The sequence below is a fragment of the Mycobacterium sp. MS1601 genome, assembly GCF_001984215.1.
GTDB lineage: Bacteria > Actinomycetota > Actinomycetes > Mycobacteriales > Mycobacteriaceae > Mycobacterium.
On sequence record NZ_CP019420.1, the window covers coordinates 102622 to 116791 of the forward strand.

A 14170-nucleotide genomic window follows, 5' to 3' on the forward strand; every position below is an offset into this window, starting at 1 on the left:
GATCAGGTGGGCATCAACGCAATGTTGGAGGGGTGGACCGCTAGCGGAGTGACGACTATCCTCATGTACGGGAAGAGCGGCAATCCTGAAAGGATCTGGTGCAATTCGTCATTCGATTCGACGTCGAAAATCGAGAAGTTCGCGTACTCCCCCACGATGCGCCAGATATGCGGCCATTTGCCCGCCCGCTGCAGTTCTTGCGAATAGGCCTTTTCCGTGGCCAATACCTCGTCTTTGACAGTCGGATCGAGTCCCTGCGGAATTCGGACGTCCATACGAACATGAAAAAGCATGCGCGCGTCAGATTTCCGGGTCAAGGACAAAGTCGTAGACGACCACCTGCGACCCATCAGGTTTCGTGACAGGCTCCAGCATGAGCTCGGGCTTGACTGCGCTGGCGATGTCGTCGCCGTTGTGCGGGTCGCCCGGAAAGTAGAGCTGGGCAGTGAGTTGCTCATGTCCGGGCGCAGACACCTTGACGTGCAGATGGGCGGGCCGCCAGGCATGCCAACCGGCCGCCGCGATGAGTTTCCCGCACGACCCATCGGTAGGAATCTGGTAGGGCGCGGGGCGGATCGTGGTGATCTCGAAAACGCCGTCAGCGTCGACGGAAAAGGTCCCACGCAGATTCCACTCGGGAATGTTCGGAGCGAACTGCGAATAGAAGCCCTCGGCATCGGCGTGCCACAGTTCGATCTTGCCGGCCAGCGGCGTGCCGTCAGTGGCTTTGATGACGCCGCGCAAGACCAGCGGTGTTCCTGACTCGCCGGCGCGCATCGGTAGGATACCGCTGGCGCCGAGCTCCGGTGCGCCGGGTACATAGTAGGGCCCCTCGATGGTGCCCTTACTTCCCTTACGGTGTTGGGTGGCAACGTCTTCGACGACATGCTCTATCCACACATCGAGAAAGAGCGGCCACTCGCCGTCCTGCCCGACTGAGATAAGCCACGCCTTGAGGGCGTTGTATTCGTCGTAGGTGACGTTGTGACGCCGCACCGTGGCACGCACCGCTTCCAGCACCTCGGTGGCCAGTTCATGCACCCGCGCTGGAGGCGTGTCGGCGACCGCCGCGAAGGGTGATTTGTCGGTGTTGAAGCGTTCGGTCGCGGAGGCACCTGACGCAGCTGCACTCGCGCTCACCGCGGGGTTTTCGATGGTGGTCATGTCGTAGTTTCTCTCTTCCTATCTTGATCAAATCCCCGGACTGTGTCCGGAGGGCTGCGACTTACTGATGGTCGGTGCGGTAATGGGCCAACTTGTCCTCGTCGATCTCGATCCCGAGGCCGCAACCCGCGGGCACATGCAATCTGCCGTCCGCGATGCTGAGCGGTTCGGTCAACAGGTCATCGGACATGTCGAGGAAGTTCGACAGTTCGCCGGCGCGCCGCGAGGTCAACGCGAAAGCCGCGCCGAACGTCACGGTGCATACGGTGCCGAGCTGACCGTCGATCTGGTTGCCCATCACGACTTCCAGACCGAGCCCCTCAGCGAGGTGGTGCACGCGGCAGGAATCCGTGAATCCGGTGCGCGCCGTTTTGATGCTGAGTGCGGTTGCTGAGCCGGCGAGGATCTCGCGCGTCACATCTGCTGCGGTGCTGGCTGATTCGTCGGCAACAAACGGAGTGTCGATATGCTGCACCAACCATCGGCGGCCCAGCACATCGTCGGCCGGGCACAATTCTTCGGCGAACAATAGATCGAGGTCAGCCATCTCGCGCATGGCACGAAGCGATTCCGAGGCCGTCCAACCGCGATTGCCGTCGACGTAGAGTTCGATGGCATCGCCGAAGGCTTCGCGCAGTGCGCGGACCACCGCGGTGTCCAGGGTCACCGGACGCCGGCCGACCTTTACTTTGAACGTGCTGATGCCATAGATCGATCGCAGGCGCTGGGCCTCGTCGACCATCGCAGCGGGCTCGTCGAATCCCAACATGTGGCACACCCGCATTCCGTCGGCGTATCCGCCCAGGAGCCGGGTCACCGGCAGTTGCAGCGATCGCCCTAGCGCATCCCAGATCGCCATGTCCACAGCCGCTTTGGCGGTGGGGTTGCCGACGGTACGGGCAAGACGGGTCCGAACCAGTTCACGCTCGGTGAGTTGGAGTCCGAGAATCTGAGGAGCGAAGATATCACGGACGACCGCGATGATCCCAGCCTGCGTCTCGCCATAGGTGAACGGCCTCGGCGGAGCCTCGGCCACACCCACGATGCCTTCGTCGGTTCGGACACGAACCAGGACATGCTCAGCAGCATGTATTTCACCGGAGGCGAACCTCAGTGGCTTACGATACCGAATCCTGTAGGGAATCGCCTCTATCGCAGAGATTTTCATCGTCGACCGCCGTGAATATCGTCGGAGGAAGCGGCGACGGCGCTAGTTCGCAAGATGGTCTCGACCACGGCGGGAATCACGGGGTTATCTGCCGCGGCGCACCAGGCCAACGCCAGCTCGATCGACCTGCCGTCGAGCAAGTCACAAAAGTGCACACCCGGCAGCGGCAACGCCCGGGCCGAGGCCGGCACCACACCTACTCCCAAACCGGCAGCCACCAACGCAAGGAGCACGGCGGTGCCGTCTGCGGCATGCTCTCGATTCGGTACGAAACCTGCTTCGCGACAACTGCGCAGCACCGCGTCGTTGACGGCGGAATCTCGGCTCGAATAGGCGACGAACGACTCGGACCGCGCGTCAGCAAGCTCGACGACGATCTGACCGGCGAGCCGATGGTCTGCCGGGACAGCGAGCACCAGTGACTCGACCTCGATGGTGCGGAATTCGATACCCTCGCCAACCAGCGGCGGACGCAACACCGCCACATCCAGGTTCCCGGTTCGCAGCGCGTCGCACTGCGCGGGTGTGAGCATGTCCGCACAGATCGTTAACGCAACGTCGGGCAGGTCGCTGCGGAGCGCGCGGGCAATGCGCGGCAACTGGGAGAACACCGCGGTTCCGGTGAGGCCGAGTCGGACCATTCCGGATCGTCCCACGGCGATCCGTCGGACCCCCCGTTGCGCCTCGTTAACACTGCCGAGAATGCGAATCACCTCGGCCCTTAGGTACTCACCGGCGGCCGTCAGCGCGACATGCCTGGTGGTTCGGTTGAACAACGTCACATCCAATTCAGATTCCAACTGGCGGATCGCATACGACAGTGCGGGCTGGGCGATGTGCAGCTGCTCAGCGGCCCGACCGAAGTGACAGGTGTCAGCGACGGTAGCGAAGTAGCGAAGGTGACGTAGTTCCATTTTTCCCGCCTTTGTGACTGAAACTACAATCCACGCTATAAGCGACATACATAAATGACAAAGACTTAGATGCGGGTGATTGATCGATGTATTTGATCAATCGGCTCGAGGCGCAGTGCCTCAGCAGGTGCGGCGGGCACCGCCTGGCGAATTCCTTGATGTCCCGACACAGCGGGCTATGACGCGGCTGACTCCGCGTGCCTCTATTGGGCAGCAGAGCCCGCTGCCGTCGACACCGCGGTTGTTGCTGACGATCGTCAGATCGTCCGGTCCGTGCTCGAGCACCGTCTCGATCAGCAACCCCAGGATGCCGACGTCCTCGTCGAGGGTCAGCACGCCAGGTGTTCGATGAGCGCAGCCGTGATCACCGCGGGTTGTTCGACGTTCGCGAGGTGAGCGGCATGATCGACGACCAGCAGCCGCGAGCCCGGTATGCCTGCGGCGACCTGTTCGAGAACGGCCGGTGGGGTGGCTGGATCTTCGTCACCCGCGATGACCAACGCAGGTGCGGTGATGTCCGCGAGCTGCTCGCGCAGATCGAGTCGCGCGATCACCTCGCAGCAGCTTGCGTAGCCTTCTGCAGGTGTGCCCGCGCACATCGCAAGCCATGGCCCGCGGTCGCCGGTGTATCCGCGAGTGAACCAGCGATCGATGACGGCCGCCGCCACCGCTCCCGAACCGGCCGTACGCACCGCGTCGGCGCGGTCGATCCACCCGCTCGCCGGCGGCAGATGAGCGCCTGTGCACAACAACGCAATCCGGCCTACTCGATCAGGGTTGCGGGCGGCCACTCGCATCGTGGTCATTCCACCGAGCGAGAGCCCGACCAAGTGCGCACGCTGCAGGCCGAGCCGGTCGAGCAGCGCGATCAGATCATCGGCCAGTTCGTCGATGACGTATGGGCCCGGCGGCACCGTAGAGTCCCCGTGCCCGCGCGTGTCGTATCTGACGACGGTGAAATGCTGTTCCAAATCAGCGATCTGGGCGTCCCACATGCGGTGAGTCGACCCCAGCGAGTTTGACAGCACCACGGCGGGTCCAGATCCAGAGACCACGGCATGGACGTCGACAGCGTTCATGCCCCCACGCTAGAACCGGTACTCAGTAAACAGAAGTACTTAAATGTTGGCTATTGAGAGTCCTGGATTCTTAATCATGGAACTGCGCCGTCTGCGGTACGTCCGTGCGGTCGCCCGAGGAACTGCATTTCGGCCCCGCCGGCGAACGCATACCGGTTCGGTCCACGACTTGCCCGCCACGCTTCCACCTTGCGTCACCAGTTGTCCGATCGGGAAATCCACGCTACCGACGGCCATTACCGGTCGAGCATCTCGCCGATCCGGTCGAAGAAGCGATCAACACGCCGCTGCAGTCGCGAGCCCTTTCCCCGCTTCTCCCACGCGTAGATGATCACGAACATCACCACCACGATCCCGAACACCAGCGCGGTGACGAGGATCGCCTCAACAGTTGTCGACACCTGGCCATTCTCGCGCACCGGTGCCGCCTCGGGCCGGGGTCACCACTCATCGAGATCGTCGTCCTCACGCCGTGGACGCGGCTTGCGCATCACTATCACCGCCGATACCACCCCAGCGATCAAGGCTGCGACGATCGCATAGAACACCAGCTGTCCCGCCAAGTAGGCCATTGCTCATCCCCCGTTTAGCCGCCCACGAGCCCGGCGACCGTCGTTCTTCACGGCGGGGACCCCGTTGTCGCCACCGAGGCTAGAGCGCATCGATCCAGCGACTCCCGGGGTGCAGGCGCGACAACCATGTGCGCAGCCTGGATCGCCGAACCGCCGCCAGTTCCGGCAGCACGCGTCGGAAGTCTGCTTGGTCCTTAGTGCGCCGATGTTTGGCCTTGAACGACAGGGCACTCGGGGAGGACGTACGGGATTGCCGTCGTCTGTGCGCAGGATCAGTTCGGCATAGGGCACGCTGATGGCGGGGTCGCGCCGGCACAGCCAGCGCTCGTCCGACGGGTTCGCGGAAGACATCGGGCCGGTAGATCCCGGTGGCCGGTTCGCGCAGCCAGATCTGAAAGTGGGTCTGCAGCCGTTCGGGGCATTGCCAGATCCTGCCATCGCCCACGACATCCCATGCATAGTCAGACAGGTCCGCGACGATCTCGTCGAATTGCGCTGCCAGCACGGCGATCTCGATATCGACATGACCGCGGGTGACCTCGCCGACGAACAGGTCCAGCGACCACACATCATGGCGCGCGCACCGTCGCGAGACGCTGGGCGACGTCGGCCGGGCTCCAGGCCTACCAGCGGTCGTCAATCTGGTCGCCGGAAAGAGCAACTCCCCCGACACCAGTCGTGTCGCTGCCCGCCGAAACCGAAGGTGCGACCCCTTCCGCACCGCATGGCGTGTCGCAGACGAATCCGCACATTCGCATCACGCGAAAAACCCAGCGGACCAACGGTCATAAACACTATGGCTGCCATCGTCAGCCTGAGAACACCACCTCCCAGGGACGCCAACCGTAGTCGGTCGACGTTTCGGCAAATTCAGTTGTTTAGCGTGAAGCTTCGAGCGTCACAGCATGCAGCTGACGCAACCCTCGACTTCGGTACCCTCCAGGGCCATCTGGCGCAGCCGGATGTAGTACAGCGTCTTGATACCCTTGCGCCAGGCGTAGATCTGCGCCTTGTTCACGTCGCGGGTGTTGGCGGTGTCCTTGAAGAACAGCGTCAGCGACAGGCCCTGATCCACATGCTGGGTGGCTGCGGCGTAGGTGTCGATGATCTTCTCGTAGCCGATCTCGTACGCGTCCTGGTAATACTCCAGGTTGTCGTTGGTCAGATACGGTGCCGGGTAGTAGACGCGGCCGATCTTGCCTTCCTTGCGGATCTCGATCTTGCTTGCCACGGGGTGGATCGACGACGTGGAGTGGTTGATGTAGGAGATGGACCCGGTGGGCGGCACCGCCTGCAGGTTCTGGTTGTAGATGCCGTGCTGCTGCACCGACTCCTTCAACCGCTTCCAATCCTCTTGTGTCGGAATGCGAATGCCCGCGTCGGCGAAGATCTGCCGCACCCGCGCGGTGGCCGGCTCCCACACCTGATCGGTGTACTTGTCGAAGAACTCGCCAGAGGCGTACTTCGAGTCGGCGAAGCCGCCGAACGCCCGGCCCCGTTCGATCGCAATACGATTCGAGGCACGCAGGGCGTGGTAGAGCACCGTGTAGAAGTAGATATTGGTGAAGTCGACGCCCTCTTCTGAGCCGTACATCACCCGCTCGCGAGCTAGGTAGCCGTGCAGGTTCATCTGTCCCAGGCCGATGGCGTGGGATTCGTTGTTGCCCTGTTCGATCGACGGCACCGAGGTGATGGACGTCTGGTCGCTGACTGCGGTCAACGCTCTGATGGCCACCTCGATGGTCTGTGCGAAGTCCGGCGAATCCATGGCTTTGGCGATGTTGAGCGAGCCGAGGTTGCACGAGATGTCCTTGCCCACTTTGGAATACGACAGATCGTCGTTGAATTCCGACGGGGTGGACACCTGCAGGATCTCCGAGCACAGATTGCTGTGGGTGATCTTGCCCGCGATCGGGTTGGCCCGGTTGACCGTGTCCTCGTACATGATGTACGGGTAGCCGGACTCGAACTGCAGCTCGGCCAGGGTCTGGAAGAACTCGCGGGCCTTGATCTTGGTCTTGCGGATCCGGCTGTCGTCGACCATCTCGTAGTACTTCTCGGTGACCGAGATGTCGGCGAACGCCACCCCGTAGACGCGCTCCACGTCATAGGGCGAGAACAGGTACATGTCCTCGTTCTTCTTGGCCAGCTCGAAGGTGATGTCCGGGATCACCACGCCCAGCGAGAGCGTCTTGATGCGGATCTTTTCGTCGGCGTTCTCACGCTTGGTGTCCAGGAAGCGGTAGATGTCGGGGTGGTGCGCGTGCAGGTACACCGCACCGGCGCCCTGGCGGGCCCCGAGCTGATTGGCGTAGGAGAACGAGTCTTCGAGCAGCTTCATGATGGGGATGACGCCCGAGCTCTGGTTCTCGATGTTCTTGATCGGAGCGCCGTGCTCACGGATGTTGGTGAGCAGCAAGGCAACTCCGCCACCGCGCTTGGACAACTGCAGCGCCGAGTTGATGGAGCGCCCGATGGACTCCATGTTGTCCTCGATGCGCAGCAGGAAGCAGGACACCGGCTCGCCGCGCTGTTTCTTGCCCGAATTCAGAAAGGTCGGAGTGGCTGGCTGAAAGCGGCCGTCGATGATCTCGTCCACCAGCTTCTCGGCCAGGACGGTGTCGCCGGACGCCAGCGTCAGCGCCACCATCACCACACGGTCCTCGAAGCGTTCGAGGTAGCGCTTGCCGTCAAACGTCTTCAGCGTGTAGCTGGTGTAGTACTTGAACGCGCCGAGGAAGGTCGGGAACCGGAACTTCTTGGCGTAGGCCCGATCCAGCAGCGTCTTGACGAAGTTGCGGGAGTACTGGTCGAGCACCTCGCGCTCGTAGTAGTTCTTCTCCACCAGGTAGTCGAGCTTCTCGTCCTGGCTGTGGAAGAACACCGTGTTCTGGTTGACGTGCTGCAGGAAGTACTGGTTGGCGGCTTCCCGGTCCTTGTCGAATTGGATCTTGCCGTTCTTGTCGTACAGGTTGAGCATCGCGTTGAGCGCGTGGTAGTCCGTCTCACCGGGAAGGGCATGCACTGCGGTTTCGGGTTCGGCGGCGGTCACGGTTGGAGGCACTGCTGTTCCTTCCAGAAGTCGGCGAGACCGGCGCGGACGGCGAAGACGTCGTCGGTCGTTCCCATGAGTTCGAAGCGGTAGAGATAGGGGACGCCGCACTTACGCGAGACCACATTGCCCGCGTAGCCGAATTCAGCCCCGAAGTTGGTGTTGCCGGCGGCGATGACGCCCCGCAGCAGCGATCGGTTGTGTTCGTTGTTCAAGAAAGCGATCACCTGCTTGGGGACGTATCCCCCGGCATCGGGATCGGGGCCGTTGGCGTGCCCACCTCCATAGGTGGGCACGATCAGCACGTAAGGATGGTCGACCTGGATCCGGTCCCGCAGCGGGATCCGGATGGCCGGCAGCTCGAGCTTCAGGACAAAACGGTGGGTGTTCTCGGACACGCTGGAGAAGTAGACGAGGTTGGGCTCTGGCAGCTCGGCCATCTCGTTCTCCTCTCCAGTGGTTCGATAACTCCGTCAGGCGGTGGCGGTGACCGCGGCGCCGCTGAGCGCCTTGATCCGGTCCGGCCGGAAACCCGACCAGTGGTCGTTCCCGGCCACCACGACCGGGGCCTGCAGGTAGCCCAGGGCCATCACGTAGTCACGCGCGTCAGAGTCGACGGTGATGTCGACGATGTTGTACTCAACGCCCTGCTTGTCCAACGCCTTGTAGGTGGCATTGCACTGAACACAGGCAGGCTTGGTGTACACGGTGACGCTCATATTCGGACGACTCCCTCTATCTGCTCAGCGAAACTGGTGTGGACAAGTTCTCGGGCAAAGCTCACTACTGTTCAGCGACTCACGACGGCCCGAAATTCCAGGTCCGGACCGGAAGTTCGGGCCCGGTCAGTCCTGCTGGACTGCTCGGATCTCGCCCTCCGGGTGACCTCCACGGCTTGGGGTCCGTCGGCTCGTCAGACACTACACCTAGTGGCTCACATTCAGAAGCGACACCAGATGTTCTGAACAACATTCATGAAATTCCCTGGTCGTAAGTGCCTCCGTTGCCGTGCCGACGGCGTGTCGCGACACGTGTGTCGGCTTCTGCTGAAACCTCGCCCCTATATGTAGCAGCCGGCACCGACAACAGAGCGGCACCCAGGAAGCAGGCCCTACCACAGCAAAGCCGCCGGAGGGTCACATCCGACCCGCCGGCGGCTTCGTGTCGTGCGCGAGGTTCAGCCGACCTCGGCAACCAGCTTTTCCACCACATCACGCAGCTGTTCCACCACGTCGGCATTGTCCTGTGGATGCTTGCCGTCGAGGTTCTTGGTGGGAATCGACAGCGAGGACGACTCCACCACCTTCAGCCCGGCAACTCCGATGGATTTGCGGGTCTCGTCATGCGCCCACACTCCGCCGTACTGCCCCAGCGCGGCGCCGACCACCGCGGCAGGCTTGTCCTTCAGGGCACCCTGGCCGTACGGGCGCGACACCCAGTCGATCGCGTTCTTCAGCACGCCGGGCATGGTGCCGTTGTATTCGGGAGTGATGATCAGGGTTGCGTCGGCGGCCGCGGCCGCATCACGCAAAGCCTGCACCGACTCGGGGGCGGGGTCGATGTCGATGTCCTCGTTGTAGAACGGCAGCTCGCCGAGCCTGTCGAACAGGTTCAACCGGACCCCTGCGGGCGCGTTGGCGATCGCCACTTCGGCCAGCTGACGATTCACCGATGCCGCCCGCAGGCTTCCCACCAGCACCAGCACGTTCACGGTTTTTGATTCGGTTTCAGGCACAGCCCGTCCTTTCTTCTCGTCGGATGATCTCCTGCCATTAAACCGGACTACGGTCCGAATTGTTCCGCCTGAGCTACAGTTTCTGGCATGAGCACTGTGGAGTTCCCCGGCGCCCTGCCGGTCACGAACACACCGCAGGAGCGCGGCGATGCGGCCAGAAACCGCCTGCTACTGCTCGATGCCGCCCGACGACTGATCGCCGAACGGGGTGCCGACGCGGTCACGATGGACGACATCGCCTCGGCCGCCGGAGTGGGCAAGGGCACAGTGTTCCGCCGCTTCGGCAGCCGCGCCGGGCTGATGATGGTGCTGCTCGACGAAGACGAGAAGGCGGCACAGCAGGCGTTCCTGTTCGGGCCTCCCCCGCTGGGGCCGGGCGCGCCGCCGCTGGCCCGGTTGCTGGCCTACGGCCGAGCCAGGCTGGAGTTCGTCCACGCACACCACGGGCTGTTGTCCGACGCCGCGCGCGACCCGCAGACCCGGTTCAACGCGCCGGCCACCCTGCAGCGCACCCATATCCGGATGCTGCTCGCTGCGGCCGGCACCACCGGGGACCTCGACGCGCAAGCCGATGCGCTGACCGCGCTGATGGACGCCGATTACGTCGAACATCAACTCACCGATCACGGCAAGACGCTGCAGACCCTCGGCGACGCGTGGGAGGACGTGGCCCGCAAGTTCTGCGGGCACTGACCCGATGACTCCGCGCTGGGTGCTGCATGTCGACCTCGACCAGTTCCTCGCGTCGGTGGAACTTCGTCGTCGGCCCGATCTGGCGGGACTTCCGGTGATCGTCGGAGGCAACGGTGACCCGACCGAACCCCGCAAGGTCGTCACCTGCGCCTCCTACGAAGCCCGCCGGTTCGGCGTGCATGCGGGTATGCCGCTGCGCACTGCGGCCCGGCGCTGCCCGGAGGCCACCTTCCTGCCGTCGGATCCCGATGCCTACGACGAAGCCTCCGAACAGGTGATGGCCCTGCTGCGCGATCTGGGGCATCCGCTGGAGGTGTGGGGCTGGGACGAGGCATATCTTGGAGCCGACGTCGACGACCCCGTGGCGCTGGCGGAGCAGGTGCGCGCAGTAATCGCCGCTGAAACCGGCCTGTCCTGTTCCGTCGGCATCAGCGACAACAAGCAACGCGCCAAGGTGGCCACCGGGTTCGGCAAGCCGGCGGGTGTCTTCACCCTCACCGATGTCAACTGGATGTCGGTGATGGGCGACCGCCCGGTGGACGCCCTGTGGGGCGTCGGTCCCAAAACGGCAAAAAAGCTCGCCAGCTTGGACATCAGCACTGTGGCAGATCTGGCTTCTACCGATTCGACCGTGCTCACAAAGACTTTCGGCCCCACCACCGGACTGTGGATCCTGTTGTTGGCCAAGGGTGGAGGCGACGACGACGTCCGTGCCGAACCCTGGGTGCCCCGCTCGCGCAGCCATGTGGTGACCTTCCCCGCAGACCTCACCGACCCCGACGAAATAGCCTCGGTTGTAACCATGTTGGCCGACACCACCACCGATGAGGTCGTGAGCGCGGGCCGGGTGGTCAACCGGGTGGCGGTCACCGTCCGTACCGCCACCTTCCACACCCGCACGAAGATCCGCAAACTTGCCCACCCGAGCGTGGACAAGGCGCTGATCAGCGACACCGCACGGTCGATTCTGGAGCAGTTTCCCCTCGACCGGCCGATCAGACTGGTCGGGGTACGCCTGGAACTCGTCATGCCGAAATGACGTGCGGACTTGTCGCAACCGACGATTACGGTGGCGGTCATGCTGCAAATCGTCGCTGTGCGCGGGTACCGGTCGCTACGGGATATCGTGTTGCCGCTGCGTCAACTGACCGTCGTCACCGGCGCCAACGGCACCGGCAAATCGTCGCTGTACCGGGCCCTGAAACTGTTGGCCGACTGCGGCCGCGGAGAAGTCATCGGATCGCTGGCACGCGAGGGCGGCCTGCAGTCGGTACTGTGGGCGGGCCCGGAGAACACAGCGGGCGCCCGCCGCACCGGGCGGGTGGAGGGCACCGTCCGAACGCGCTCGGTGTCACTCGAAATGGGCTATGCTGCAGATGATTTCGGCTATCTCGTTGATCTCGGACTGCCTCAGATGGCCGGCATCCAATCCGCGTTCACGCTGGACCCGGAAATCAAACGCGAGGCGGTGTTCGTCGGGTCCACACCGCGCACCAACTCGATGCTGGTGCGGCGCGGCGGCCCGTTGGCCGAAGCTCGTGCCGAATCGGGCCGCGGCTTTGATCAATTGACGTCGGGCTTGCCCACCTACCACAGCGTCCTCACCGAATTCGCTCACCCCGGCGAGTTGCCCGAACTGTCGGCAGTGCGAGAGCGATTGCGGTCATGGCGTTTCTACGACGGATTTCGTGTCGACGCCTCAGCACCCGCGCGGCGCCCTCACATCGGCACTCGCACGCCCGTGCTCGCCGATGACGGAGGCGATCTGGCTGCCGCGGTGCAGACCATCATCGAAGCGGGGTTCGACGATTTCGCCACGGCAGTCGCCGATGCGTTCAACGGCGCCACCGTATCGGTCAGCGTGACCGACGGCCTGTTCGACCTGGCAGTGCAGCAGCCCGGAATGCTGCGAGCACTGCGAACAGCCGAGCTGTCGGACGGCACTTTGCGTTTCCTGCTGTGGGCGGCGGCACTGCTGAGCCCGCGACCCCCCTCGATGATGGTGCTCAACGAGCCCGAAACGTCACTGCATCCTGATCTTGTCCGCCCGCTGGCCACGCTGATTCGGTCGGCGTCCCGACAGACGCAGGTTCTGGTGGTCACGCATTCCCAGACGCTGCTGAAGCACCTCGACGCCGAACCGATCGAGCTCTACAAGGACTGCGGCGAGACCATGGTGGCCGGTCAGACGCAGCTCACTGCTCCGGCCTGGGATTGGGGAAAGCGCTGACCGCCGGAGCGGTTGCAGGCTTGAGCACTCGCGTGAACAGTGAATTCACCTGACGCATAACCACGCTGTAAGGCCACCACGCCACCCGTTTGAAGAGGTACAACGCGCGGATGTCCGGCGAGGTGTAGACCAAAAAGCGGTTCTTCTTGACCCCCAGCAGTATTCGGTCGGCCACGTGTTCGGCGGATACCGCATGCCCGGAGAAGCGGTCCACCCAGGGCGCCACCTTGGGGTGCTCACGGTCCACTCCGGCGATCTCGACGGACTTCACCAGCGGTGTGCGGACGGCCCCGGGCACCACCACCGACACTCCGATGCGGTACTTGGCCAGATCGAATCGCAGTACCTCGGACAGCCCCCGCAGGCCGTACTTGCTGGCGCTGTAGGCCGCGTGCCACGGCAAGGCGACCAGCCCGGCCGCCGACGAGACGTTGACCAGGTGGCCGCCGCGCTTGGCCGCAACCATCGGCGGCACGAATGTCTCGATGACGTGCACCGGGCCCATCAGGTTGATGTCGATCATCGACCGCCACTGCTGGTGGGTGAGACGGTCCACGGTCCCCCACGCCGACACTCCGGCGATGTTGAAGACCGCATCCATGGCTGGGTGTGCGGCGTGGATATCGGCAGCGAAGGCGGCTACGGCGTCGTAGTCGGAGATGTCGAGCACACGGTGAGCGCGGACCTGCCCGCCGAGCGCGCGGGCATCGGCCACCGTCTGCGTCAGACCCTCGGCGTCACGATCGGTCAGATAAAGCTCGGCACCCTCGCGGGCCAGCCGCAGCGCGGTGGCCCTGCCGATGCCACTGGCCGCTCCGGTCAGGAGACAGCGTTTGCCCGAGAAACCAGAGAAGTCAGCCATGGTGGCGACACTACCGAGGTGTGGCGCCCCAGAAGCCGTGCAGCCAGAGCTGCTCGAGCACGTGGACGCCGCGTTGCAGGTCCCCGTCGGGCCCCAGGAACGTGGAGTCGCCTGACAGCATCCAGGCCGTCGTCGCACCAAGGGTGCGGACCAGCATCGGCAGGTCGTCGCTGATCGGGTGGGCGGTACCGGCGGCCACCTCGGCGGAGATGTTGGTGACGATCTGGTTGATCACGGTGTCGATCTGGGCGTCGAGGATCTTGCGGATCTCGGCGTCGGCGTTGCGGGCGAGGTTGCACGCCGCCATCACCGGGTCGTTGTGGGCGAACACCGCCACCGCGCTGCCCACCATCCGCTTGGCGTACGCCGCGGGCGTCTCACCCTCGCTGCGGGCGGCGAAGAAGTGGGTCAGTTCCTCGAGCTCCTGCGTGGCTTCGGCGAGAATCTGGGCCAATACGGCGTACTTGGTGTCGAAGTAGAAGTAAAAGCCCGAGCGAGCGACCCCCGCGCGATCACTGATCGTGCTCACCGACAGGTCCGCGAACGGAGTCTCCTCCAGCAGCTCCCGCACTGCGTTGACGATCGCCTGGCGCTGCCGATCGCCGCGCCTGCGTGGTACTGACTCGCCGGGATCGGACTGCTGGGGAACACTCACGGTCTAACCATGCACCACGCCGGTGCGCTAACGAAACTTGACAGGC

The 14170-nt window shown here is 63.8% G+C and carries 18 protein-coding genes and 1 other RNA gene; 3 read left to right on the forward strand and 16 right to left on the reverse strand.

Annotated features, from left to right (window positions below; translation table 11 throughout):
• Positions 1-2: 2 nt before the first annotated feature.
• The 14 genes from catC to BVC93_RS00570 all read right to left on the reverse strand — a co-directional run bounded on the left by catC (position 3) and on the right by BVC93_RS00570 (position 9684).
• Positions 3-293 (reverse strand): muconolactone Delta-isomerase, encoded by a 291-nt coding sequence (catC, locus tag BVC93_RS00510; protein ID WP_083735452.1) that lies wholly within the window; start codon positions 291-293, stop codon positions 3-5.
• Positions 294-300: 7 nt separating this feature from the next.
• Positions 301-1164 carry a catechol 1,2-dioxygenase gene (gene catA, locus BVC93_RS00515; protein WP_083735453.1) on the reverse strand — a complete coding sequence of 288 codons (864 nt, stop codon included), beginning with the start codon at positions 1162-1164 and terminating at the stop codon, positions 301-303.
• A gap of 61 nt (positions 1165-1225) precedes the next feature.
• Positions 1226-2332, reverse strand: coding sequence for a mandelate racemase/muconate lactonizing enzyme family protein (locus BVC93_RS00520; protein ID WP_083735454.1), 1107 nt, complete (start codon positions 2330-2332; stop codon positions 1226-1228).
• On the reverse strand, positions 2329-3246 hold the full coding sequence (locus tag BVC93_RS00525) for a LysR substrate-binding domain-containing protein (RefSeq protein WP_083735455.1): 918 nt from the start codon (positions 3244-3246) through the stop codon (positions 2329-2331). The genes BVC93_RS00520 and BVC93_RS00525 overlap by 4 nt, the downstream gene beginning before the upstream one ends.
• Before the next feature lie 120 nt (positions 3247-3366).
• The gene (locus BVC93_RS00530; RefSeq protein WP_083735456.1) at positions 3367-3582 is read right to left on the reverse strand and encodes a hypothetical protein; all 216 of its coding nucleotides are present in this window, start codon (positions 3580-3582) and stop codon (positions 3367-3369) included.
• Entirely contained in the window at positions 3576-4325 is a 750-nt protein-coding gene (pcaD, locus tag BVC93_RS00535; protein WP_083735457.1) for a 3-oxoadipate enol-lactonase, read from the reverse strand. The genes BVC93_RS00530 and pcaD overlap by 7 nt, the downstream gene beginning before the upstream one ends.
• A 236-nt stretch (positions 4326-4561) precedes the next feature.
• Positions 4562-4726, reverse strand: a complete 165-nt coding sequence (locus tag BVC93_RS33445; RefSeq protein WP_192860148.1) for a hypothetical protein — start codon at positions 4724-4726, stop codon at positions 4562-4564.
• Positions 4727-4765: 39 nt separating this feature from the next.
• Entirely contained in the window at positions 4766-4897 is a 132-nt protein-coding gene (locus BVC93_RS34470; RefSeq protein ID WP_257788982.1) for a hypothetical protein, read from the reverse strand.
• A gap of 79 nt (positions 4898-4976) precedes the next feature.
• Positions 4977-5465, reverse strand: a complete 489-nt coding sequence (locus tag BVC93_RS00545; RefSeq protein WP_236950192.1) for a hypothetical protein — start codon at positions 5463-5465, stop codon at positions 4977-4979.
• 226 nt (positions 5466-5691) lie between these two features.
• An RNA gene (locus tag BVC93_RS00550) (hammerhead ribozyme type II) lies at positions 5692-5764 on the reverse strand.
• A 31-nt stretch (positions 5765-5795) separates the two neighbouring features.
• Complete coding sequence (gene nrdE, locus BVC93_RS00555; RefSeq protein ID WP_083735459.1) at positions 5796-7961, reverse strand: class 1b ribonucleoside-diphosphate reductase subunit alpha; 2166 nt, start codon at positions 7959-7961, stop codon at positions 5796-5798.
• Positions 7946-8389, reverse strand: coding sequence for a class Ib ribonucleoside-diphosphate reductase assembly flavoprotein NrdI (nrdI, locus tag BVC93_RS00560; protein ID WP_083735460.1), 444 nt, complete (start codon positions 8387-8389; stop codon positions 7946-7948). Before nrdI ends, nrdE begins: the two co-directional genes overlap by 16 nt.
• A 33-nt stretch (positions 8390-8422) precedes the next feature.
• Positions 8423-8668: a redoxin NrdH gene (locus BVC93_RS00565; protein ID WP_083735461.1), complete on the reverse strand. Its 246-nt coding sequence runs from the start codon at positions 8666-8668 to the stop codon at positions 8423-8425.
• Between the two features lie 458 nt (positions 8669-9126).
• Positions 9127-9684, reverse strand: coding sequence for an NADPH-dependent FMN reductase (locus BVC93_RS00570; RefSeq protein WP_083735462.1), 558 nt, complete (start codon positions 9682-9684; stop codon positions 9127-9129).
• 87 nt (positions 9685-9771) lie between these two features.
• Between BVC93_RS00570 and BVC93_RS00575 the strand changes: the two genes are divergently transcribed.
• Genes BVC93_RS00575 through BVC93_RS00585 form a run of 3 tightly spaced genes read left to right on the forward strand, consistent with a single transcriptional unit; the run spans position 9772 to position 12607 of the window.
• Positions 9772-10377 (forward strand): TetR/AcrR family transcriptional regulator, encoded by a 606-nt coding sequence (locus tag BVC93_RS00575; RefSeq protein ID WP_083735463.1) that lies wholly within the window; start codon positions 9772-9774, stop codon positions 10375-10377.
• Positions 10378-10381: 4 nt separating this feature from the next.
• Complete coding sequence (locus BVC93_RS00580) at positions 10382-11416, forward strand: DNA polymerase IV (RefSeq protein WP_083735464.1); 1035 nt, start codon at positions 10382-10384, stop codon at positions 11414-11416.
• Between the two features lie 39 nt (positions 11417-11455).
• A complete protein-coding gene (locus tag BVC93_RS00585; RefSeq protein ID WP_083735465.1) occupies positions 11456-12607 on the forward strand; it encodes an AAA family ATPase in 1152 nt (383 codons plus the stop codon).
• On the opposite strand, the gene BVC93_RS00590 is transcribed toward BVC93_RS00585, so the two are convergent.
• Together BVC93_RS00590 and BVC93_RS00595 are read right to left on the reverse strand one after the other, a co-directional pair.
• Positions 12573-13469: an SDR family oxidoreductase gene (locus BVC93_RS00590; RefSeq protein WP_083735466.1), complete on the reverse strand. Its 897-nt coding sequence runs from the start codon at positions 13467-13469 to the stop codon at positions 12573-12575. The two genes, BVC93_RS00585 and BVC93_RS00590, sit on opposite strands and share 35 nt — an antisense overlap.
• A gap of 10 nt (positions 13470-13479) precedes the next feature.
• Complete coding sequence (locus BVC93_RS00595) at positions 13480-14124, reverse strand: TetR/AcrR family transcriptional regulator (RefSeq protein WP_083735467.1); 645 nt, start codon at positions 14122-14124, stop codon at positions 13480-13482.
• Positions 14125-14170 lie beyond the last annotated feature (46 nt).